Below are 23725 nucleotides of genomic sequence, written 5' to 3' on the forward strand. Positions count from 1 at the left end.
GGCAGCAACAAGAGCGGAAACTTTGAAACACATGCAAGCAGACAAGACGACTATTCACGATTTAGCCATTTTCCATAACGAAGAAGAACAATCTGTTTTTCACTATTTAGACTTAACAACTACTATCGGTGGAAGAGAATGGTTTAGACACTTCCTTGCAAACCCGTACTCAGATCTTGAAAAAATTCAGGAAACACAACAAACGCTCAAACTGATTATTGATCATGAAGACAAGTGGCCCTCCATGATATCCAATGGTACAGTGATGGTCGTTCAGAAATATTATGACTCCCAAATAGAGCAAGTACCAAAAGAAACTAATCCTGTCAATAGTATTTATTACAGAATTGTTAGAGCGCAAGACTATGCTTTAATAAAATTCTCGGTTACTCATTTTATTAACTTTCTTACCGGTTGTAAGCAACTTATAGAATGTTTCGATATCCCAAATACGCCGAAGCTGTTGCAGAAGATAATAGAAAGGATAAAGATTTTAACGAATAATGCGGTGGTTAAAGAGATGATGGAATGGAATATTCAACAAAAACTTTCCACTGCTGATAATCTTAATTTCGGTCATTTTTTACTTTACCGATTTAAACAGAATGCTTTCGATCTGATAGAGATCTACAGTCAGCTGGACGCATACCGAAGCATGGCCCTGGCGAGCAAAAAATTCGAGTTTCATTTTCCTGAGATTAAGGTGATGAACTCGCCCTTTATTGAGGCGAAAAATTTATACCACCCGTTGGTTCGTACCCCTGTAGCTTATGACGTTCAACTTAACCAGCAGGGAAACTTTCTGTTTTTAACAGGTGCTAATATGGCTGGCAAAAGCACCTTTATAAAAGCAGTGGGCGTATCTGTTTATTTAGCTCATGTGGGTATGGGAGTGCCTGCCGAAAAACTTGAGCTGAGTCTTTTTGATGGTTTATTGAGTAACATCCAAGTAGAAGACAACATTTCACGCGGGGAAAGCTACTTTTTCAATGAGGTACAAAGAATTAAAAAAACCATTGTCAAAATCAATGATGGTCGTAACTGGCTGATTTTAATTGACGAGCTTTTTAAAGGTACAAACGTTCAGGATGCAATGAAATGCAGTACAGCAGTTATCGAAGGTTTGAGAAAAATGAAAAATACGCTGTTTGTCCTCTCTACTCACTTATATGAGATCGGCGAAGCCCTCAAGCAATATTCCAATATCAAATTTTACTTCTTTGAGACGCGGATAGAGGAAGATCAGCTCATATTTAGTTATCACCTCAAGGAAGGCATCAGCAATGACCGCTTAGGATATCTTATTTTGAAAAGAGAAGGGGTCGTTAAGATGCTTCATGAGTTATAATCTCTCCCGCGATCATATAAAACTTATTCTACCACAAAGGCAACAAAATAGTAATTATTCGCAGCCGCGATGAGTTTTAGTTTGATATAGAAAGACAAAGTAAAGTCAAGGAAAGCTTTAAACTCATGAGTAGGAACAACAAATTCATCAAAAAAGATAACATCGCCTTTTTTTAAGTAAGGGGCGAGTGAAGTAAGCGCATATAAGGTCGCTGACCAAAGATCAGCATCCAGCATAATAACATTTCTACGACTATTATCTAACTCACTTAAAAAGCCTGGTACAGTTTGTTGAAATAGGCCTTTGTAATACTTTCCGCGAAAATCTTTTATCAGCGGCATTTCATTATTATTACTGAAAGAGCCCTTTTTAAAAGGACCCCAATCTTCCGGTAACCCGTCAAATGTATCAAAACCATAAAACCGACTGTTGGAATGTTTGTTTTGTGACATGAACCAATCAAAAGAATGCCCAGCTGCTACTCCAAATTCGATATAGTTGATAGGTCCGGTCAATTCTTCCTTCTTTACTACCTGCTCATACATGGGGTACCGTTTGAGGTAGTCCCACTTACTCCAAAAATCGTTGTATTCAGCTTTCTTATTTTCAGCTGCCCATTTCGAAAATCGTGATAAATAAACCAGGTTTAAAAAAACGACCTCAAAAGGTTGAAAGATGCGATGGAGTTGAAGTTTTATAAAAAATGACTTTGTAAATCGAATTAAAAACAGCTTCATGCGGCAAAGAAAATAAATTATATAGCAGCGGCTGATAAAAAAAATTTTCGATTTAGCATATCTCGCTCGAAAATTGCTAAAAGCCGAATAAATAAAATGAGGAGTTAACTTTGAAAATAATGTTGGTAGTAAGATTCTACTACCGGTCGACTTTATCTTTTGTAATGGCACTGCGTGAATTGAACATTGGTAAAGTCTTACTGAAACAAACGTTGTTGCAAAGTGGCTCAAAACGATAGATTGGATCGCTCGATTGCTTAATATTTTTAAACGGCTTTTTATGTACGCAGAGGATAAGGAATTACTATACCAGTTCAAAGATCCGTCGCAAAAAGAAAGGGCTTTTACAGACCTGATAAAGAAGTACCAGGAGAAGCTATATTGGCACATCAGGAGAATGGTAGTAGATCACGACGATACGAATGATATCTTACAAAACATGTTCATCAAGGTGTGGAAGTCATTGGAGAATTTTAGAGAAGATAGCCAGCTGTATACATGGTTATATAGAATTGCGACAAATGAGTGTCTTACTTTTCTAGAACAACAAAAAAGACGTAGCGCAGTTAGTTTAAGCGAAGTTGAAAGTGGGCTAAGCAATAAGATAAAGGCAGACGAAAATTTCGACGCCAACAAGCTGGAATGGAAACTTCAACTTGCCATGCAAAAGTTGCCCGAAAAGCAAAGGATTGTATTTAACTTGCGGTATTATGATGAGATGCCATATGAGCAAATGAGTCGGATTTTAGAAACAAGTGAAGGTGCATTGAAAGCAAGCTATCACCATGCGGCCAAAAAAATTGAAGATTTCATCATTAATAACTAAAAAATTAAAAGCATAATTAAACTTTAGGCGACCTTCCTTCGTCAAAGCAGCGGATATGGAGAAGAATAACAAGATATTGCAGGAATTACAGGAATGCGCCCCCTCTCTAATGCAGATTGACAACAAAACGCCTTATAGGGTAGCCCTCACCTATTTTGATGGTCTCAGTGGAGCAATTACAGAGAAAATTAAGTTGAACAGCGACGTGAAATATTACTTCTCAACAGATATGCCGTATTCAATTCCTGGTGATTATTTCGAAAATTTTTCATCCCGAGTACTGGAAAAAATTTATGAGGAAGAAGAGGTAAATGAAGCCTTTGATGAGCTAAAGGAAATTGCTCCGCTATTAAATAAAATCAGTAGAAAACCGGTTTATAGTATTCCTGCCAACTACTTCGAAGAGAAGCAGTGGAAAAAAAACATTATTGCTGACTCAAGGGCAAAAATTATTTCAATCACTGCCCCAAAAAAAATATATCGTTTTTTAGCGGCGGCTGTAATCATTGGATTATTGGCTATAGGTCTTTTTATTTTTATAGGAAAAGACAATACTAACGCCAGGTCCTACCAGGTTAAGGCTATACCGGCGGTTAATAAATTAAGCGAGCAGGAAATCGTTGAATTTTTAAAAACTACTTCGCCTAATGAAAATATCGTCTCGAATAAAAATATCCAGCGGTCCAAACATAACGATATTAGAAGCGCTGTAAGCAGGATGTCAGACGAGGAGATACAGGAATTTTTACAGGAAAATGGCGAAAAGGATAAAATGTAAACAGGAATTTGATATGACAGAAAAATTTACTTTACTACTAGTACTTCTTATAAACATTAATTATATTTGTTTTGCTCAGCCACAGCAAAACAGTAAAAGAGCCGATTCTCTCCAAGTTGAATTTTTAACAAAGGAACTAGACTTAACTTCAGAGGAATCAGATAAACTTTGGCCTGTTTACAATAATTATAAGAACGAAATAAGGAATATCCGCAAAGAAGATCAAAGCGATCAAATTGTTTTAGACGAGAAAGTCTTAAATATCCGGAAAAAGTATAAAGACGACTTTAAAGCTGTTTTAGGGTCAGATGAAAGAGTAAATAAGCTGTTCGTTGCTGAGAAAAACTTTATGGAAATGTTGCGAAAAGAATTAATTAAGCGTAATATTAAACGAGAAGGAACATAACAATTTTAAAACATTTGTACCTTATTATAAACTCGGTGTTTTTCATAGGTTAGCAACGGCCAGCTCTTTTTAGGGCAGGCCTTTTTTATATCAAGTAATATCCCAATTAAGGTTTGGAGGAATAAAAGGGTGTTTTTACGTCATGGTAAAACAAAAAAGTCCAGTGTTCCCGGTTTCCTTGTTGCCACCACTTTTGCCTTAGCTCCATGCTCTTTTTGCCATCATAATCATACTTAGCTACAAGTTTACTTTTCATTTGTTGTAGTTGAGGTGCTACATCTCCTCCAAAAAAAACCGTCTCTTCACTTTCTTTTATCCAATAGGCATAATGAAATGGGCTGTGTCCACCAACGAGCTGATATTCTATATAGTCGTCTATACTTCCTTTTTCGTCGAGTAGTACTGCCTTATTGTTATTAGTAAGTATGTCAAACTCCTCGGTTATATAACTGGGAAAGCCTTTTTCAAAAGCATAATCAAGTTCATCTTTGGGAAGATAATAGGTAGCATTTGGAAACGCCAAAGAATAATGGCCTAGCTTATCTTTTACACTTACTCCACCCGCATGATCTTTATGTAGATGTGTTAGCAAAACTTTGGTAACTGTTAATGGGTCTATTCTGTTTTCCTCCATGTTTTTATAAATCTGGGGTCTCCCATCTACCATAAATCCAAGGCCTGTGTCCAGCAGTAAAACGTCTTTGGATGTTACTACGACAAACGGTTGCACTTCTACCAGCAAACTTCCAACAGGCCGTTGTTGCAAATCATCTGATGCCATCTGAAAAGGAACAAAAACTTTGGTTTTATCAATGGTAAAAACGCCCTCACTTAATGGAATAATTTTCATATCTCGCTGAGTTTTTCGGTAAAGTTTCTTTCAAAAAGGGTTATAACGATCACGTACACACATTGCTTCATAGTGTTTAAACGTACAAGAGTGCGACGCAACAATGAAAAATAGTAGTAATGATTTATGGATCCACATCTTTTTACTAAATCACAAAAGGACTGATAATAGCTTTAAACTAACGTAAGATCATTTGTCTGTCTGCATCGAGCCTGATAAGAATAAACAACAAAATGGTGAAGGTAAGCAAAGAAGATCCACCGTAACTAATCAAGGGGAGCGGGATTCCGATAACAGGCGCAAGCCCAATAGTCATGCAAATATTTATGGTGATGTGAAAAAAGAAAATGCTGGCCACACCATAGGCGTACACCCTGCTAAAAGTGCTTCTCTGTCGTTCTGCAATAATTACGATCCGGAACAATAAAATCGCATAAAGGGCTAAAAAAGCAATACTGCCGAGGAAGCCGAAACCTTCACCGATTGTGCAAAAGATAAAGTCTGTTCTCTGCTCCGGCACGAAATCGTACCTTGTTTGTGTACCCTTTAAGTAACCCTTACCTGTCCACCCACCTGAGCCAATAGCTATTTTTGATTGAATAACATTGTACTCACTTTGGTTGCGGGTTTTACCCCTCGTTTTAGCTTTCACGAGTTCTAGTTCCGCCCTCTCTTCCGGGTCCTGGGGAATGTAAGGCTTACCAACGAGACTATAAATTCGGTCCCTTTGGTATGGTTTCATTACTTTATTTATCAGGTACGGAATGGCTACGGACGACACTATGCTCGCAAAGGCCCACACGCCTATTATTATCCAAAGCAGTGCACGGTTTCTCTTAAATAGATTACGGCAAAAAAATATCATAAGCGCAGCTAAAACAGCGTAGGCGATAAAAAGAGTATTTGGAGAAAAGATGAGTGATAGTATGAGAATAACAGCGAGGGACGCTCCTGTAATCAGAATAAATGGTGGCAGTCCTTCCCGGTACATTACGAGGAAAAATGAGAAGTAAACCAACGCCAGTCCCGTTTCATTTTGAGCAACGGTAATAATGGCGGGCAACAAGGATATTGCTGCCCCAACTGCCTGCGATTTTGTTTTGCTAAAATCCGTCTCCTGCCTGCTTATGTATTTTGCTAACGCAAGACAAGTAAAGACTTTGCAAAGTTCAGAAGGCTGTAATCGAAAGCCGCCTAGTACGAGCCACGACTTTGACCCTTTGACTTCCGAACCGATTACGAGCGCCGCAAGACACAGTACAATACCGACCCCATACATCAGGTTTGCGGTCGCTGTAAAAAATTTGCTGTCCGTGAGTAAAATGAAAATGGCAAGCACCGAACAGATGCCGGCCCATAATGCTTGCTTTCCGTAGTCTTTTGATTGGCTTAAGACAGGCTGAAAAATGTTATCCCCCTCTTTATACTCATTCGCAAAAATCATCAACAGGCCTATGATCACGAGCGTTCCGTACAAGATAACTATACTCCAGTCTATCCCTTTAGAGATGTTATTACTATTTGTCATGCTTCAACGTGTCTAAAGTATTCTTTTTGTCGTCAGGTAAAAGCATGGACGGTTTCTCAATGAGATATTCTCCTGTATCTTTTCTATTTGGTTCGGCTTCAGGATCGAATGTTGTCTTCTTAGCTACTACCACCGGCTGTTCTATTACTGTATCTACACTTACTTCTTTAATGCCAGCTTTAGCTCGCCTGATAGAGTCCTTTTGATAATACCAGTGCTTGATTGCTGCAGGAATTAAATCTGCTTTAGATACCCTTTCCAGTGTCGACATACTTTCAGCAGAAATAGTATCATTTAAGTATTTCTCCATAAGCAGTGTAGCAATTGGACCTGCCCAGGTAGCACCATAGCCAGCATTTTCAATCACAACAGCGACAGCAATCTTTGGGTTTCTACGCGGAGCGAAACTGGTGAATATTGAGTGATTTTTACCGTGAGGGTTTTGAGCTGTCCCCGTCTTTGCACAATATTGAATGTTCGGAATTTTAAGAAAATTTGCAGTACCGTATACAGTAACGTCATACATTCCATCAACCACGGCCTGGTAAGCTGAGTCTGAAATATTTGTCACCTTATGTTTGGTTCTGTATTTTTCAAGGAAAGCGGTATCATTAATCGTTTCCTCTTGTATACTATCTACAAAATGCGGAGTATAATAATAGCCGCGATTAGCTATAATGCTGGTTACGTTTGCCATCTGAAGAGGAGTAGCTGTCATACGATCCTGGCCGATGCCAAGGGTTAACACGTTGCAGCTGTTCCAGCGCTTCGCGCCACCAAAATCTTTATTGTAACGACTCGTATCTGGTATTGAAGCCCTGTCTTCGCTCGGCAAGTCAACGCCTAATCTTACACCCATGCCAAATGAGTTCATGTACTCTTTCCATTTAAGGTAGCCATTGGCGGTATTTCCAAAAGCAGGATTATCAAGAGCCATCCGAAAAATCTGGACAAAATACGAGTTGCACGAGTTGGCCAAAGCTATTCTAAGATTGGCGGCATGACCCCCACCAGAGTGAGTACAAGCCGGCTTTCCTATTCCGCAGCCATAGTAGCGACCCGGACATGAGTACCCATAAGAAGGGGTGATCAGTCGTTGATCTAAAGCTACCAACGCACCCAAAGGTTTAAAAGTAGAGCCGGGAGGATATTGTCCCTTGATTGCCCGATTGTATAAAGGTCGGGCAGTGTCAAGTGCCATTCTGCCCCAGTTTTTTCTAAAAGCAGCACCGGCCAAATCATTCGGATCATAACTAGGTCCCGATGTCATCGCAAGGATTCCTCCTGTTTTAGGATTAATAGCTACCAATCCGCCTATCTTGTTCTTCATCAATTTTTCAGCTAATTGCTGCAACTCAATATCAACGCTCGTATATAGGTTTCTTCCGGCTTCCGCCAAGGTATCATACACGCCTTTTTCATAGCTGCCCTGTATTCTGTTTCTGTTGTCCTTAATCAAAAAGTTAATTCCTCTTTGACCCATTAAAACCTTTTCATAGGTTTTCTCTAAACCGCTACGGCCCACCAAATCGCCCATTTGATAGAAATACCCAGACTTTCTAATAATGGCCGTATCCACTTCTCCAACGTAACCTAATATATGAGCAGCAGCTTTGTACGGATAAGTACGAACAGGTCTTTCAGAAAGGTCAAACCCTGAAAACTTATACATGTTTTCATCCAACTGCGCTTGTAACTGCGTAGTTATAAAAGGCTCGAAAACGCTGGGTCTATACCTTCCGTTTTTGATAATAGAAGTGACAATTCTTTTGTTGAACTCGGCTGTATCTATTTTTAAGAGATTACATAATGCGAGCGTATCGATTCCTTTTACCTGGGAGGGCGTAACCACTAAATCGAAACGGGCAATATTATCTAGAATAGCTCTTCCTTTTCGGTCGTAAATAATACCACGGCTTGGGTAAGCGATCTTTTTAGCAACGGCGTTATCGTCTGCAAGCTTTTTATATTTTCCAGATGTCACTTGCAGGTTAAATAGCTGTCCTACAATTACAAGAAAAACAACAACAAAAATTAATTGAATTACCCTCTTTCGGGACTGATTAAATTCCGGCATATTGCCCTTTCTATTTTACGAACCATTAATACGTTACCATGCAAATTTGCAGTATGTTTTGCAAAATTTCTATTATTAAATAAAGACACTGTGTGCATTAAGTAGAAATCAGTTTTGCCTCAACTTTTCAATCAATTGAAGTTGTTTTTTGCCGGGAGTAATAAACGTGCAAAAAGGCTCAAACCTTCACAAGCTTTTGGACGCAAAAATCTTAATAAAGAATTTTTTGTGGCAAGCGAACGAAACGCTTTTCATCTTCGTTGCGTCGCACACTTGTACTTTTTTTTACAAAAGGCAGCAGCTCAACGGAGAATTTTCATTTCTTACAGTGAATGAAATAAGATGGAATTTGATGAATTACAAAAATATGAGCAGCCACTAACTCTTTAATTTTCCTGCTTCGTTAGCATATCCTTTTTAAAACGCTCCCAAAAACCATCAAAAGGTTCTTCATGATCTTTGCTCCAACTTTCCAACTGAGACTTCATTTTCTCATCCCGTCCAGCTCTACTAGAAGCAAAAAACTGTTCAATAAACGTAGTATCGTTTTCCTGCGCCAGGCGGTTATATAACTCCTTAAGCTGCTTTTCTTTCAACTGGTTAGCCTCAGCAATTTCCTTCTCCATATCCTCTGTCAATTTCACCTTTTCATCATAAGTTCCCGCAGGCAAAAGAGTTTTGGCCAAAACTGGCATCAATTCGATCAACATCAGAATTACAACTATTAAGATGTATCTCCATTGCAAAGCTGAATTCTTCTTAACTAAATTATTAAGCGCTTCTATTCTGGTGAGAAATCCGTTGTTTAATAATCCCGCAAAAACATCGTTCTCTTTTTTTACCTGGCTATTTATAGAGGCAAGGTTACTATCTATAGAAACAATGCGCGGTTGAAGAGAAAAACGTAGCTGGTTGTATTGACTGTCGAGTTTCTCATACTCCGCTCTTTTCGCTTTCGCAATGTTCTCAATTCCAACCTTACCAGTCCCGCCTGTTCCATCTATCTCCGCTAAAAATTCCCCGCGTGAGGTCGACACCTCGTTGTATTTTCCGGTCAGCTGGTTTTGCAATTGCGTACGCTCGGCATTAAGAGCATTTTTCTGAGGGTTGAAAAGAGAATCCAGTTCTTGTTGTTTTGCTCGTTTTCTTATCTCGTTATCTAACGACGCCTGCAATTTAATTTCCTTATCGAACATAAAAAGAATAGCGGGTTGAGCCATAAAAGTTCCAAGAGTAATAGCTAAAACACTTCGAAGCAATAACGGAGCAATTTTGTTTCTATTAAACTTATTCATGCCCTTGATAAGAGCACGGTCGATGGTAAGTATAATAAAACCCATAAACAATCCGAGCAAAATGGCCAGAACCAGGCTAGTCGTAATGGTTGACCAGAAGTAGGTCCATGCTAGGGTGGCAAAGCTCCATGTTGCCAAAACTGTAGTACCAATAATTTTATACCTGTTTCTATCAACTACGCATTGTATCAGTAGTTCTTCCTCTGCTGTGCTTAACCACCATAAAAAAGAATCCCATTTGGTGGCGTTATACTGCTCCCTTTGAGAAATAGATGAAATGTTTTTATTCATCAGGAAATAAATTAAGTGAGTAAAAAATAGATACAGGCGGTTGAAGAAGGGAAAGTATTACAAATACTGGAAGTAAAATAAAAACATTGACACTTACAAAAAGTAGAGAAAGTCCCTTTTATCTATACTTTAACGTCAACTTTTTGCCAATAAGCCAATCGTGCTTTAATAGAATGAGCTGACTTCTAGCTTACTGCCTCCTCCCAAATCTATCTAAACTGCAAATCATTACCTTTGCCGCCTAATTTTTACTTTGTTATGAAGACTGACAATAATACGGTCATTGGTTTTGTGTTGATTGGGATTCTTTTTCTTGGATATTTTTGGTTTTCAAACCGGCAGCAGCAGGCCATACTTTTAGATAAAAAACGAACTGAAGATTCTATTGCACGCGTTAGAGCTCTTACTGCACCGAAAGTAGATCCTGCCGCGGCAGCTTTAGATTCACTAAAAAGAGATTCTACAAACAAGCTAGCCGTGGCGGGTAACTTTCAAAGCGCAGCAAATGGTGCTGAAGAACTTACAACTATCGATAATGGGCTTATAAAAATAAGTTTTACAAATAAAGGTGGCCAGCCTAAGAGTGTTGAACTAAAAACTTTTAAGTCCTTTGATAGTTCTAATGCAATAATGGGCGGTTCTCCATTTAATAATATTGCGTACACCATTAATACTTCTGCAAATCAGTCAGCTCTAACAAGCAGCCTGTTTTTTAATCCCCCAACCATTACTAAAGAAGCAGATGGAAGAGAAGTAGTGAGCTATTCACTCACTTCTGTAGATGGTCAGAGCATTACTCACCAATTTATCGTTAAGCCGAACGATTATATGGTTGACTGGAATATCGTAATAAATGGTGCAAACCGGCTTTTAACAGGAAATACATTAAACGTAAACTGGCAGGTAGAAGCGGACAAGAAGCAGACAGATATTGTCTACGAAAGAAGACAGTCCAGGCTTTGTTTCGTTGAGGACGGAAGCTACGATTACAAGACTGCGACTACAGGCACGACAGCTACTTTTGAGAAACCTGTAAACTGGGTGTCGATGAAGCAGCAATTCTTTAATTCTACGCTTATTGCTAAAAATAATTTTAATGGCGGAGAGATGAGTGTTACAGTTCCAGCCGACAGTGACACAGGCAAAGTAGTCGGGAAAGCTATTGCGAATATGAAAATTCAACTGCCTGCGGCGGCGTCAGCTACTATTCCAATGGCACTTTACTATGGACCAAATGAGTTCAACGTTCTTAAAAAGTATAACATCAAAATGGAGAGTATTGTGGACTTAGGTTCGGGTGTGTTCTCCTTCGTAAAGTATATTAATAGGTACATTATTATCCCTGTATTCAACTTCTTCGCAAGTTTCATTAGTAGTTACGGTTGGGTAATCGCCTTACTTACAATCTTTATCAGGTTAGTTACTTCCCCCCTTACATATACGAGCTATTTAAGCGGTGCCAAAATGAAGGTTTTACGCCCTGAATTAGATATCCTCAAGAAAAAACTCGGGGATGACCAGCAAGCCTTTGCAATGCAGCAGATGAAATTGTTCAGGGAGGCAGGAGTTAATCCATTAGGAGGCTGTATACCGGCTGTCTTACAAATTCCAATCTTCTTTGCGTTGTACAGTTTCTTTAATTCTGAGATTGCGTTGCGAGGGCAAAGCTTTTTGTGGGCGAAAGATCTTTCGTCTTATGATGTAATTGCGCGGTTGCCTTTTTCTATTCCTTTTGGGTTCGGCGACCACATTAGTCTTTTTACAATCACGGCAGTCACTACCAGCTTTCTAATTTCAATTTACAATATGAGCATGACTCCTGACCAGGGAAACCCGGTCATGAAGTATATGCCTTATTTCTTTCCCTTTATACTCCTGTTTATATTTAACCAATTGCCGTCGGCGTTAACGTGGTACTATACTGTTTCAAACCTTATTACGCTAATTCTTCAGTTTGTAATTCAGAACTACATTATAGACCACGACAAGATTTTAGCAAAAATGGAAGAAACAAGAAAAAAGCCAAAAACAAAGTCTAAATGGCAGGAGCGATACTCCCAGATGATGGAATCGCAGCAAAAGGTTCAGGATCTGAAGCAAAGAACCAATAACAACAAAAAGTAAATATCTATCTATAAAAAGCTGAAGCCGCGCTTCAGCTTTTTTCTTATCAACAGCCAGATTTTTGTTTCTTTACATCGACAATATGAAAATACTACTAACGATCTTTTGTGTAGCTTTTTTGGCTAGCGCTAAAACCTCCGGCCAGGAAACAAAGATAATCTCTGACTGCACTGTGAATTTCGATGTTGCGGTACAAGACACTAAAGGCGACATGGCAGCTTCAAAAGCTATGACTGGAACTACCAAGGTTGTTTATATAAAAGGTACAAGAAGCAGAAGCGATTTGGAAACGCCAAATTTTAAGCAAACAATGATTTATGACTCGAAAGAGGACAGTACAATCATATTGAGAGAGCTGGGAAATACAAAATACATTTCTTACCTCGATGGCAACCAAAGGAGAGAGAAAAATAAAAAATATGAGGGAATTAAGTTTACAAAAACAAATGAAAAGAAAACAATTCTAGGCTATGAATGCAATAAAGTAATTGCAACTCTTACTGACGGTTCTACTTACGATGTGTTTTATACCACCGCCATTATCCCCTCGACTACAGAGTACGAATATCAGTTTAAAGATTTGGCAGGATTTGTTTTAGAATACCAGGCTGAATTTGCTCAAGGGAAAACAAAAGTTACTTTTACAGCTTCAAAAATATCATTAGTACCAGTTCCGGTAGCTAAATTTGACGTGCCTAAAACTGGTTATCGAGTGCTGTAATATACAAGAAAAGCAATAATTAACGAAAAGCAGGAGGTGCTGGAGCTTTAAACTTAGGAACACTTACCTTATGAGTATAGGGATAAATATAGGTCGTGTTACCTTTTTCAAAACGCATCATAGAGTTATAAGTGATATCCCCGTTTTGCTCTTTCTTTTGGCTTAGCAATTGCAGCCCTCTATATTCAAAACCAGCGCGTAATGAGAACGGAGAAGCTGATTTATAAAAATTTCTATTAAAGTTCTTTAACGAATAAATATTTCTAGTTCTTTTATCCGTTGAACCGGTAAAAGAACCCATAGCAATATGAGTAAACCCAACTAAGAGCAGGGCAATTGATATTTTTTTAAGTTGTATGTTATATGGATGTCTCATTTTACGGTACAAATTTACAAGTATTATTCATTATTTAACAACTTTTTGCCCTTTTTATTATAGACGCGGGAAAATAAAAAAAGTTAAAAAAAGAAATTTGTTTTTTTTAACAGGTAGCTTAACTTTCAAATATAAGACACACAAATGGCGGGAAATTCATACAGAGAAGATAAAGAAGAGATGCGGGAATTGCTCAGGCAGTTTGAAAATTTAAGGTCCGGACGACAGCATTCATTTCTGGAAGAAGACTCATTTGAACGCATAATTGACTATTTCGACGAAAAGGATGAACTTTTAAAAGCGATGGAGGCGGCAGACTTTGGAATAGAGCAGTTTCCTTTCTCGTCGGTGCTTATGATAAAAAAAGCTGACCTTTTGTTGGCGGGAAGAAAATATTGGGATGCACTTGAAATCCTTGAGAAGGCTGAGCTATACGATAGCAACGACATCAATCTTTTCATTCTTAAAACGGACGCATATCTCGCGCTCGATCAGCAAAGCAAAGCGGTTGAACTTTTAGAAGCTGCCCTATTGCAGTTTGAAGGTGAAGAAAGAATTGAACTCCTTTTTGAACTTGCGGATGTTTATGATGACTACGAGGAATTTGACAAGGTTTTTGATTGCCTGAAATTAATTCTTGAAGAAGATCCCACCAATGAAGAAGCCCTCTATAAAATTTGCTTCTGGACAGATTTTACCGGTAGAAATGAAGAAAGCATTAAACTCCACCTTCAGATTATTGAAGATTACCCTTATAGCGAACTAGCGTGGTTCAATCTAGGTGCGGCGTACCAGGGTTTGAAGTTGTATGAAAAAGCGATCGACGCTTACCTCTACGCTGTTACAATCGATGAAAAGTTTGATTATGCCTACCGGAACATGGGTGATGCATATCTACGCCTGAGGAAGTTTAAGGAGGCTATAGAAGTGCTGGAAAAGGTTCTAGAACTGAGTCGCCCGGAAGATGTGATTTACGAGGCTATTGGACATTGTTATCATAAAATTGGAAATTTCGCGCAAGCACGATTCAATTATCGTAAAGCATCGCACCTGAATCCGGACGATAGTAAGTTGTACTACAAAATGGCACTAACGTACATCAACGAGGAGCAATGGGAAAGTGCCGTGAAACAATTAGATAGTGCCATGCGTATTCACCGTAACCTGCCGGAATATAACCTGGCAATGGGCGAATGTAAAATGCAGCTCAGACTTTTTAAAGAGGCAATTCAATTTTTTGGAAATGTGGTGAGAACCCGCCCAAAAAGCGTTGCAGGATGGGAAGCACTAATAAGATGCCTTTTTAAAGCAGGTTTTTATGAGGAGGCAATAGAGCAGTGCCATGCGGCTATTAAAATTACTGAAGGAAAGTCCTTATTTATATTTTATCATAGCGCCTGCCTGTTTGCTCGCAAAAAATCTAAAGAAGCGCTTTTACAGTTGGAAAAGGCAATGAATAAATCTCCAAGGCAAGTTAAAAAGCTTATAGACCTTTATCCTGCAATTTTACAAAATCAGCAAGTTGTAGATTTAATTGGCAGGTATAAAAAGGGAAAGAAGTCATAGCTCAAACAGAATTGCCTGGAGTAGATCAGACGAAATAAGTAGTAAACTTCTACCGCTAATGAGACTAAAGAGCCATTGAAAGTTGCAGACAAAGTGATTGCGATGCCATGGTGATGCTATGAAAAGACCTGCTGGTATCATAATAGTTTAGATGCTAACTTCAAATTGGAAATTCAAATCCATTACCTACTTTTGCGGCTCTTAAAAAGGTTTAAAGGAATTTGAATTAATTATTTTTTTATGGCAAATACATCAGACATCAGCCGTGGGATGATTTTAAAATTAGACGGCAGTCTTTATACGGTGGTTGAATTTGGACAGAACAAAACTGCCCGTGCTGCTGCTAAATTTTGGGCTAAACTAAAGGGACTTGACAATAATAGAAGTATCGAACACACCTGGAATAGCGGTGATACTGTTTACCCTGTAAGAGTTGAAAAGAAGCCTTACCAGTTTTTGTACAAAGACGAAAGCGGCTACAACTTTATGGATAACGAAACTTTTGAGCAGCTGTCGTTGGCAGAAACAATGATTAATGCTCCCCAGTTTTTAAAAGACGGCCAGGAGGTTTCAGTATTAATTAATACTGAAACAGATCAACCGATGAGTGTTGAGCTACCCGATAAAATTGTGATGAAAGTTACTTACAGCGCACCAGGCTTGAAAGGTGATACAGCGACAAGAACATTAAAACCTGCAACCGTAGAAAGCGGTGCAACGGTGATGGTTCCTTTGTTTGTAGATGAAGGCGAACTTATTCGCATCAATACATCAACCGGTGAATACGTTGAGCGCGTGAAATAAGAATTGAATTTTTTAGAAGAGCAGCCTTAGGGCTGCTTTTTTCATTTCTGTACATTTCACTTACAACGATCTCGCAGCCAAAACCTACTCTCCTACTGTCTATTTGTACTTAAAGTAATCTTCCAATTTGCACTTGTCTTAACTTCGGTTTTATGAATGCGCTTATTTATAAATCAACGGGAAGTTGGTATGTGACAAAGACTGAGGATGGAAAAATTTTTAACGCCAGGATTAAGGGTGTTCTGAAAATAAGCGGCCTTACCTCAACAAACCCTATCGCAGTTGGTGATGTGGTAGAGATGGAACTGGAGAACGAATTAGAGAGCACAACTACCATTACTTCGATTCATGACCGGAAAAATTATATTGCCAGGGTTTCTCCTCACAACAAAAACCAGCATCATATTGTCGCTTCAAACCTTGACCAAAGTTTTTTGTTTGCTACCATAAAGGATCCAAAAACATCCCAAGGCTTTATTGACCGGTTCCTGGTTTCGTGCGAAGCTTTTCATGTTCCTGCAGTCATTGTCTTTAATAAGGCCGACGTCTACGGTCAGAAAGAAATGGATAGGTTTGACGAATTGAAAAGCATGTATAATGGGGTTGGTTATACCGTACTGCTGGCAAGTGTTGTAAACAACACAGGGATAGACGAAGTAAAAGAATTTCTAAAAGGCAAAACTACTTTATTGAGCGGCCATAGCGGGGTTGGCAAATCATCTCTTATAAACGCAATATTTCCCGAATTAAACCTACGCACTAAAGAAGTAAGTGATTGGAGCGGCAAAGGAATGCACACCACCACTTTCGCCGAAATGTTTGATTTGCCGTTAGAAGGTAAGGTGATAGATACACCCGGCCTCAGAGAGTTTGGATTAACAGGCATAACAAAACAAGAGTTGTCACACTACTTTCCGGAAATGAGGAGGCGCCTGAATGATTGCCAGTTCAACAATTGTATGCACACCAATGAACCTGGCTGCGCTATAAAGAATGCGGTAAACACAAATGAAATACATGTAGACAGGTATGTTAGCTACATGACTATTTTAGATACAATGGAAGACAAAAGCTATTAATAAAACTTGCTTTCAAGGGAGGCGGCAAGTTCAGCTACAACATCATTGTCCCTGATGTGAGCGTTGCAAATGGAAACGCCATTGTAGATATTATAATGCAAGTTCAGACTGTGACCTTTATACTTAAAGTACCAGTCCACCGTTTCGCTGCGATCCTCTTTAGCCACAAATTTAATTTGGTGCTCGCTTACAAGCATGTTGGCAACACTTAAAAACTTTTTCATGCCGCAATTATCATCGATAACTGCTTCGATCGTGCCCTGAGCCGATGTTAGGCGGTAACTCATATATTGGATATTAGATTTTACAGATGCACTTTAAGAACGAAACTTGCGGGCTTTTTTCATGTCCTTTATCGCTTTAGGGTCACCGCTTAAGATTTTTTCCGCTCCCACATTTCTTCCGCTGCTTGGACACCCTTTGCCCACATTGCAAGACATAAACATTACACACATCGCACTTATAGCTATTGCTGCAACTATTTTCATGTCTGTATATTTTTGTGTCGGCATTAATTCTTTTTTCTGCTTCCGTTGCGTCGCACACTGCAGCTTTGATGCTTTTATTCAGCTTTTTTCCATTCACGTAAAAGCCTTGCTGGGTCCGATAGATCTTCCCTGTAGCACAGACTTACTTTTTAATAAGCAGCATGATATAACGTTCATAAGTTAAATATTATTTTCTTTTACCGCATTATAATTCTCAAACCAAGAAGCATATTTTGTATAGTTATTTGCAATGCGGTCAATTTCACCACTTATTTTCTCAGGAGAAATGTCCTTTACTTTTTTGGCGGGAACGCCAGCATAAATGCTGCCTTCTTCGACAATGGTTCCTTCTAAAACAACTGCACCTGCTGCGATGATAGAATTGCTGTTTACTACACTTCTATCCATTACAATTGCCCCCATCCCTATTAACACATTGTCATGGACCGTGCAACCATGAACAATGGCGTTATGACCAATAGATACATTATTACCAATGTTGGTTGGGTTCTTAAGGTAGGTACAATGGATCACAGCACCGTCCTGCAAGTTTACCTTATTGCCCATTTTTATATAGTTGACGTCCCCTCTTATCACAGCATTAAACCATACGCTGCATTCATCCCCCATTACTACGTCCCCAACAATGGTAGCATTTGGTGCTACAAAACATGCTTTGCCCAAAACAGGCATTTTATCATTTACAGGAAGTATTAAAGCCATGAGGTTATGTTAGAAGTTGATGCAATAGAGTTTACAATAAGTTGTTCTCTTATAAAGATAGAAAGAGAATTTGAACGGGTCATTCGATCATAACCTTACATGTGAGTTCGAGACGAACCAGGACAAAGCAGTAGTTTATAGAATGTCACTCATTAAAAGAAAAAAATTAGCAAAACAGAATTATTGTTTCTACATTTACTGTATTACTTAACTAATACACCATGATAGAAATACAAGATGTATCTTTTGGATATAGCAGAAAAAAAATGCTGTACAAAAATCTAACACTCACACTGGAGACGGGAACCATTTATGGATTGTTAGGTAAAAACGGGGCCGGTAAGTCTACTTTGCTTAAAAATTTAATCGGCTTGTTATTTCCGGCAAAAGGGAAAATCAACGTTAATTCATTCGAACCTAGACGACGCCAACCTTCTTTTCTGCAAACCATTTATTTTATTCCTGAAGAGGTCTACGTGCCGTCTTTAACCATAAAAGGTTACCGCAATTTGTTTGCACCTTTTTATCCCAGCTTCGAGGATGAAAAATTCAGCCAGTATTTAAAAGAGCTAGATGTAAAAGATGAAGGAAAGCTAAACACCCTTTCATTCGGTCAACAGAAAAAATTCATCATAGCGTTTGCCCTTGCATGCAACACCAAAGTATTGCTGCTTGATGAGCCAACAAACGGGTTAGATATTCCTTCAAAAATTCAATTTCGAAAACTGATTGCCTCCGTAATGAACGAAGGCCGCACAATTGTGATCTCAACCCACCAGGTTCGCGATCTCGAAAATCTTATCGACCGCATAATCATTGTCGATAATGGCTCTTTGCTTTTAAATGCTTCGCTTGGCGATATCTCTGAAAAGCTTTGCTTTAAAACCGTTTCAGAAGTGGACGATCCAACTCGAGTCTTATACGCTGAAGACACCCTTAAAGGAATTTCTGTGGTGCAGGAAAACACGGAAGGCGAAGACTCAAAAGTAAACCTTGAGCAACTGTTTAATGCTGTAACCGAGAACCCTGAAATGATCAAAGCAATTTTCTCAAACACCGAAACACTTGTAAAATGAATGATACTTTCAACCTGAAACGATTTGGCTGGCTTTTCAAGAAAACCTTACTCGAGCGCCCTGCACAACTGTTGGGTTTAATTGGTCTTATCCTTGTTATCACAGTATTGTTCTATGCCATCCTAAGATACATGGGACCTTGGGACGTAGCGCAAAACGGCTCGTTCTTGATCGGCTTTATTGGTGGCGGCACCTTCCTCGCGTCTTTTGTGTTTACTTATTTTACTTCAAATGCAAGTGGCTCATCTTATCTTACTTTACCAGCCTCACATTTTGAAAAGTGGCTCTGCGCAGTTCTAATCACGGGGGTAATATTCACATCAATCTTCCTGCTTTTTTACCGCGCTATCGATATTGCTTTTGTATCCATCTATCATAAGGCACTTAATCCTACAGGTCCTTTTTACAAGGAGATGTACGAGGCTATAAATGTCTTGCCCTATAATGGGTTTATAGCGGGAAAGGCTTACATGATGTTTGCAAATTTTACAACCGCAATGCTTGTCGGTGCCCTCTATTTTAATAAAGCTGCGTTTATAAAAGTTGCACTTATTGTGTGCGCCATTTTTATCGCAGGCTCGTATCTCAATTATTTTATGGCAAAAGCAGTCTTTGACAATCTTGACAAGGCACTTCCTTACTATGCAGTTTTTATCACCGTAGGCAAAGAATTCGGAAAAATCATTCTGCCATCGTTTGCTTCTAAAGCTGTCGACATTTGTATTTTATACATTATACCTTCAGTTCTTTTGATTACAGCTTACGTACGTCTTCGTGAGAAAGAATTTTAAATTTTAAGAATGGAATTCAGAGAAAACCAGGCGATATACATTCAAATTGCGGAGTACGTTTGCGAGCAGATCTTATTGAAAAAATGGGAGCTAGGTGAGAAAATTTTAAGTATCCGCGAACTCGCTGTACTAATGCAAGTCACTCCTAACACGGTGCAACGAGCTTACGACTTCCTTCAGCAAAAACAAATTATTTCAAACAAACGCGGCATTGGCTATTTCACAGACGCAGACGCACTTGAACGAATACTAGCCTTTAGAAAAGAACAATTTATCGCAAACGAGCTACCTGTTTTCTTTAGAAATATGTATTTGCTAGACGTCGATTTTAAAGAGGTGAACAGCCTGTACCAACAATTTATAAACGACAATTTTAAAAAATAACCAGTATGAAAATAAGTTCGATAATCCTGCTTGTAACATTTCTGTTGCTTGTAACAGCTATGTTCGCCTCGAATGTTTTACTTAAGAAAGAATACGATAAAGTAGATAAAAGTGACTTGTATTGGACCTATGGTAAAATTCTTGAGCAGCCTTTTAAGCACTTAAAAATTAATGGCGGGAACGTCACAAATATTGCTTTTGAACAAAACCCAAATGCATCGGTACGGGTGTTTAAAAATTGGGATGGCTACGATAAAGGTGCGGTGAAGGCTTTTGTAAAAAATGACACACTCTTCATAACGTTCGCTAATACCTTTCAAAATCAGAATGAAAGGCAATGGCTGAGAAATAGTACTCCAATTAGAATATTCAGTCCTGAATTATTATCAATAGATGGATTTGACACAAACATTGAATTGTTTAAACTAAAGCAAAAAGGCATCAAAGTAAACCTGTCAGGTAAATCGATGGTGGAGGTAGAAAGCTTTTTATCACGACTCGACACCCTTTATATCACCCAAAAAGATTCAACGAAAGTGGTTTTCGAAATGTCCCCTGAAGTGATGAATGATAATATTAAAAGCACCGCTCAAACAAATCCAAAAGAAACACCTACAATACAAAAAGAAGGTTTTCCTTCTTCCAGCATTATGATTGCGCCTCCGCCAATAAAAAAAGGTTGGGAAACAATGAATATTCAATTTGTAGAAGCCGACGTAAAAGATGTGTCTTTGTTAGATATCGGCCATGCGCAAATAAAATCGTTGAAGTTAAATATTACGGATAGTGCGGCTGTGATCATTTCAGGAGGAACATTAAAAACGATTCGCAAGTAGATCTTTGATGATATGAAGAGGTATCGACGTTTTATTGCTGATTTTTCTAAAAATGGAAAAGAAAATCTATAGAGTTCTTAAGTATGTCTTGCTATTTTTTTGCATTCTCTTTTTGTACAAGGCCTTTGTTCCGAGAAGTTATTCGTCACCTCCTTTATGGAGAAGAGCCGGTACATTATTCTGGAAACTCTCAACCGGCTCAAGAATTGGTTACACATTGCTACGTGCAAAAGGCCCACGAATAAAGCAACCAATTATTTACCTGCATGGAGGACCAGGCGGACACATACGTGAAGAAGGTATTGATGTATTAAGGCGGCTTTCTGAAAATGGCTATAATGTTTATTTATACGACCAGGTCGGCAGTGGCCAGTCGGACAGGTTGAAGAATATTAAAGAGTATACAGTAGAGAGACACGTAAGAGACTTAAGAGAAATAATTAGCAGAACCGGATCACAAAAAGTAATTCTTATCGGTCAATCATGGGGCGCCATCCTGGCTGTTTCATTTGTTGCTAAATATCCGGCCTTAGTTGACAAACTAATTTTAACCTGCCCCGGCCCCATTTTCCCTGTGCGTCAAGAACTGGCGAATATTCCAGCGCCTGATAGCTTTCACTTAAAAGATCCCTTGTTTACAAATGCGATGGGAAATAAAAAACTAAGAAACCTGAGAACGGATGTAGTTAAATTATTAGCCACAACATTTCATATAAAACTGGCAACAGACAGGGAAGCAGATATGTTTCAAACTGCACTGGATTATGAAGTAGATAAGTCGGCCGTCTGCGATACAAACAAATTTTTAAAAGCTGAAGCTGGCAGCGGCTTTTATGCGCAAATCATGACTTTTAAAGATCTTCAGAAAACACGCGATTTTCGTTCAAAGCTGCAAAACCTGGCCATTCCAGTCCTGGTGATGAAAGGGCAGTGCGACAATCAAAAGTGGGGCTTTACTAAAGAATACCTCGACATCTTTCCCAACCATCAACTTGTTATTGTACCCAATGCCGGCCACTTCATTTCCGTGGAGCAGCCGGAAGTGTATATAAAAACAATTGTAAAATTCTTAGATCATTAATCGTCTTTGCAGCAACTCGAAACCAATTTCCATCAAATCTTTACAAATACTGTTCACTCCGCCCAGCACTTTGTTGTTACCAAAACATTATTCCAAAAATCCTATTATTGCATCAGTAATCTTCAAACCTTCATTGCTCATCTGTCATCTTCCCAATGACCAACCGCCAATTATTTCTAAGCCATGTCGCCCAAACTTCCCCTGCCCCAATAGGATTAGAAATTGTAAAAGCCGAAGGCATAAAAATGTGGGACGTTGACGGCAAAGAATATATCGATCTTATCTCCGGCTTTAGTGTCTGTAATATTGGTCATAGTAATCCTGAAGTTATAAAAGCAGTAAAAGACCAGGTCGATCGTTACATGCACCTGATCGTATATGGCGAGTTTATCGAAACACCACAAGTTGCTTATGCTAAACTCTTAACGGACTATCTCCCCTCCTCTTTGAATTCGGTCTATTTCACAAACAGCGGTGCAGAAGCTACAGAAGGCGCCATGAAGCTAGCTAAGCGGGTGACAGGAAGGTCGAAGATCATAGCCTGTAATAAAGCTTATCACGGAAGCACACAGGGCGCGTTAAGTGTTATGGGAGACGAATACTGGCGCAATGCCTTTCGCCCTTTACTGCCGGATATTTATCATTTGGATTATAATTCCCAGGAGTTAATTGACTGCATCGACAATACCACTGCTTGTGTAATAGTCGAAACTGTGCAGGCCGAAAGTGGCGTTAACCGTCCTGGAGAAAAGTGGCTTAAAACCTTGCAAACTACATGTACTGAGCAGGGAGCTTTATTGGTTTTTGATGAGATACAGGCAGGCTTTGGAAGAACGGGAAGCTTGTGGGCTTTTGAACACTACGGTGTCGTTCCTGATATATTGTTGCTTGGCAAAGCTCTTGGTGGGGGAATGCCATTAGGGGCTTTCATTGCTGATATAAGTTTGATGGATTCGCTGACTAATAATCCTGTGCTGGGGCACATAACTACTTTTGGCGGGCACCCTGTTAGTTGTGCTGCAGGAATGGCTGCACTAAAAGTGTTGGTTGAAAAAAATTGGATTGAAGAGGTTAAGACAAAAGAGGAACTGTTTCTTAATTGTTTAAAACATGACAGGATTCATTCAGTTCGTTCTGCAGGACTATGGCTCGCAGTTGAATTTGAAAGCTTTGAAGTTTGCAAGCCGATAATAGACAGATGCATAGAGAAAGGGGTTGTAAGCGATTGGTTTTTGTTTGCACCTAATTGTATGCGAATAGCTCCCCCACTTATCATTACCGAAGCAGAAATCAAGGAAATATGTTCCGTTATTATGAGTAGTATTGAAGAAGTCTACCAAGGTAAATAGCTCCATTTAAATGATAAGTACAAGGGTGCGACGCAACGAATGAATAATAGAATTACCAAAGCAGGCTACATAACTCTTCTAAACTCTTAAGTAACCTTCATCCTTCTCGCAGTAATCTTCTGACTAAAAAACTTTTCTTGAAATGTTTGGTGCATTAAAAAGATCTTTGTTACTTTGAATTACAAAGTACT

Annotated in this window: 24 protein-coding genes; 15 read left to right on the forward strand and 9 right to left on the reverse strand. The window is 39.0% G+C overall.

The annotated features are described in order from the left end of the window. Positions 1-31: 31 nt before the first annotated feature. Entirely contained in the window at positions 32-1348 is a 1317-nt protein-coding gene (locus tag SAE01_RS15220; RefSeq protein ID WP_147204644.1) for a MutS-related protein, read from the forward strand. Positions 1349-1371: 23 nt separating this feature from the next. Here the strand turns inward: SAE01_RS15220 and SAE01_RS24525 are convergent, their stop codons facing one another. After that, positions 1372-2085: a class I SAM-dependent methyltransferase gene (locus SAE01_RS24525; RefSeq protein ID WP_170234169.1), complete on the reverse strand. Its 714-nt coding sequence runs from the start codon at positions 2083-2085 to the stop codon at positions 1372-1374. Positions 2086-2365: 280 nt separating this feature from the next. Here SAE01_RS24525 and SAE01_RS15230 point away from each other — a divergent pair, with 280 nt between their 5' ends. The 3 genes from SAE01_RS15230 to SAE01_RS15240 are packed head-to-tail and all read left to right on the forward strand — an operon-like array spanning position 2366 to position 4095. Continuing rightward, the gene (locus SAE01_RS15230) at positions 2366-2911 is read left to right on the forward strand and encodes an RNA polymerase sigma factor (RefSeq protein WP_147204646.1); all 546 of its coding nucleotides are present in this window, start codon (positions 2366-2368) and stop codon (positions 2909-2911) included. Between the two features lie 55 nt (positions 2912-2966). Further along, the gene (locus SAE01_RS15235; RefSeq protein WP_147204647.1) at positions 2967-3689 is read left to right on the forward strand and encodes a hypothetical protein; all 723 of its coding nucleotides are present in this window, start codon (positions 2967-2969) and stop codon (positions 3687-3689) included. A gap of 13 nt (positions 3690-3702) precedes the next feature. Then, positions 3703-4095, forward strand: coding sequence for a hypothetical protein (locus SAE01_RS15240; RefSeq protein WP_147204648.1), 393 nt, complete (start codon positions 3703-3705; stop codon positions 4093-4095). 106 nt (positions 4096-4201) lie between these two features. On the opposite strand, the gene SAE01_RS15245 is transcribed toward SAE01_RS15240, so the two are convergent. The 4 genes from SAE01_RS15245 to SAE01_RS15260 form a co-directional block, all read right to left on the reverse strand. Continuing rightward, positions 4202-4945: an MBL fold metallo-hydrolase gene (locus tag SAE01_RS15245; RefSeq protein WP_147204649.1), complete on the reverse strand. Its 744-nt coding sequence runs from the start codon at positions 4943-4945 to the stop codon at positions 4202-4204. 178 nt (positions 4946-5123) lie between these two features. Further along, positions 5124-6473, reverse strand: coding sequence for a rod shape-determining protein RodA (gene rodA, locus SAE01_RS15250; protein ID WP_147204650.1), 1350 nt, complete (start codon positions 6471-6473; stop codon positions 5124-5126). Further along, entirely contained in the window at positions 6463-8550 is a 2088-nt protein-coding gene (gene mrdA, locus SAE01_RS15255) for a penicillin-binding protein 2 (protein WP_147204651.1), read from the reverse strand. The genes rodA and mrdA overlap by 11 nt, the downstream gene beginning before the upstream one ends. 386 nt (positions 8551-8936) lie before the next feature. Further along, positions 8937-10136: a DUF4407 domain-containing protein gene (locus SAE01_RS15260; RefSeq protein ID WP_147204652.1), complete on the reverse strand. Its 1200-nt coding sequence runs from the start codon at positions 10134-10136 to the stop codon at positions 8937-8939. 258 nt (positions 10137-10394) lie between these two features. Between SAE01_RS15260 and yidC the strand changes: the two genes are divergently transcribed. Together yidC and SAE01_RS15270 are read left to right on the forward strand one after the other, a co-directional pair. Next, positions 10395-12260, forward strand: a complete 1866-nt coding sequence (gene yidC / locus SAE01_RS15265) for a membrane protein insertase YidC (RefSeq protein WP_147204653.1) — start codon at positions 10395-10397, stop codon at positions 12258-12260. A gap of 82 nt (positions 12261-12342) precedes the next feature. Continuing rightward, entirely contained in the window at positions 12343-12981 is a 639-nt protein-coding gene (locus SAE01_RS15270; protein WP_147204654.1) for a DUF4412 domain-containing protein, read from the forward strand. A gap of 19 nt (positions 12982-13000) precedes the next feature. On the opposite strand, the gene SAE01_RS15275 is transcribed toward SAE01_RS15270, so the two are convergent. Then, positions 13001-13357 carry a hypothetical protein gene (locus tag SAE01_RS15275; protein ID WP_147204655.1) on the reverse strand — a complete coding sequence of 119 codons (357 nt, stop codon included), beginning with the start codon at positions 13355-13357 and terminating at the stop codon, positions 13001-13003. Between the two features lie 144 nt (positions 13358-13501). On the opposite strand from SAE01_RS15275, the gene SAE01_RS15280 reads away from it, so the two are divergent. The 3 genes from SAE01_RS15280 (at position 13502) to rsgA (ending at position 16806) form a co-directional block, all read left to right on the forward strand. Then, positions 13502-14923, forward strand: coding sequence for a tetratricopeptide repeat protein (locus SAE01_RS15280; RefSeq protein ID WP_147204656.1), 1422 nt, complete (start codon positions 13502-13504; stop codon positions 14921-14923). Positions 14924-15163: 240 nt separating this feature from the next. Then, complete coding sequence (efp, locus tag SAE01_RS15285) at positions 15164-15727, forward strand: elongation factor P (protein ID WP_147204657.1); 564 nt, start codon at positions 15164-15166, stop codon at positions 15725-15727. Positions 15728-15879: 152 nt separating this feature from the next. Then, positions 15880-16806, forward strand: coding sequence for a ribosome small subunit-dependent GTPase A (gene rsgA / locus SAE01_RS15290; protein WP_147204658.1), 927 nt, complete (start codon positions 15880-15882; stop codon positions 16804-16806). Here rsgA and SAE01_RS15295 read toward each other — a convergent pair. The 3 genes from SAE01_RS15295 to SAE01_RS15305 form a co-directional block, all read right to left on the reverse strand. Next, positions 16803-17093, reverse strand: coding sequence for a hypothetical protein (locus tag SAE01_RS15295; protein ID WP_147204659.1), 291 nt, complete (start codon positions 17091-17093; stop codon positions 16803-16805). The genes rsgA and SAE01_RS15295 overlap by 4 nt on opposite strands. Positions 17094-17123: 30 nt before the next feature. Then, positions 17124-17318: a hypothetical protein gene (locus SAE01_RS15300; protein WP_147204660.1), complete on the reverse strand. Its 195-nt coding sequence runs from the start codon at positions 17316-17318 to the stop codon at positions 17124-17126. A gap of 156 nt (positions 17319-17474) precedes the next feature. Further along, a complete protein-coding gene (locus SAE01_RS15305; protein WP_147204661.1) occupies positions 17475-18017 on the reverse strand; it encodes a gamma carbonic anhydrase family protein in 543 nt (180 codons plus the stop codon). 221 nt (positions 18018-18238) lie between these two features. Here SAE01_RS15305 and SAE01_RS15310 point away from each other — a divergent pair, with 221 nt between their 5' ends. The 6 genes from SAE01_RS15310 (at position 18239) to SAE01_RS15335 (ending at position 23534) form a co-directional block, all read left to right on the forward strand. Then, positions 18239-19093 (forward strand): ABC transporter ATP-binding protein, encoded by an 855-nt coding sequence (locus SAE01_RS15310; protein WP_147204662.1) that lies wholly within the window; start codon positions 18239-18241, stop codon positions 19091-19093. Continuing rightward, on the forward strand, positions 19090-19884 hold the full coding sequence (locus SAE01_RS15315) for a hypothetical protein (protein ID WP_147204663.1): 795 nt from the start codon (positions 19090-19092) through the stop codon (positions 19882-19884). Before SAE01_RS15310 ends, SAE01_RS15315 begins: the two co-directional genes overlap by 4 nt. A gap of 9 nt (positions 19885-19893) precedes the next feature. After that, on the forward strand, positions 19894-20268 hold the full coding sequence (locus tag SAE01_RS15320) for a GntR family transcriptional regulator (protein ID WP_147204664.1): 375 nt from the start codon (positions 19894-19896) through the stop codon (positions 20266-20268). A 5-nt stretch (positions 20269-20273) separates the two neighbouring features. Next, complete coding sequence (locus SAE01_RS15325) at positions 20274-21104, forward strand: hypothetical protein (RefSeq protein ID WP_147204665.1); 831 nt, start codon at positions 20274-20276, stop codon at positions 21102-21104. 52 nt (positions 21105-21156) lie between these two features. Then, the gene (locus tag SAE01_RS15330) at positions 21157-22185 is read left to right on the forward strand and encodes an alpha/beta fold hydrolase (RefSeq protein WP_147204666.1); all 1029 of its coding nucleotides are present in this window, start codon (positions 21157-21159) and stop codon (positions 22183-22185) included. A gap of 155 nt (positions 22186-22340) precedes the next feature. Next, positions 22341-23534: an aspartate aminotransferase family protein gene (locus tag SAE01_RS15335; protein ID WP_147204667.1), complete on the forward strand. Its 1194-nt coding sequence runs from the start codon at positions 22341-22343 to the stop codon at positions 23532-23534. Positions 23535-23725 lie beyond the last annotated feature (191 nt).

Origin of the sequence: Segetibacter aerophilus, from assembly GCF_007991655.1 — a bacterium.
Lineage (GTDB): Bacteria > Bacteroidota > Bacteroidia > Chitinophagales > Chitinophagaceae > Segetibacter > Segetibacter aerophilus.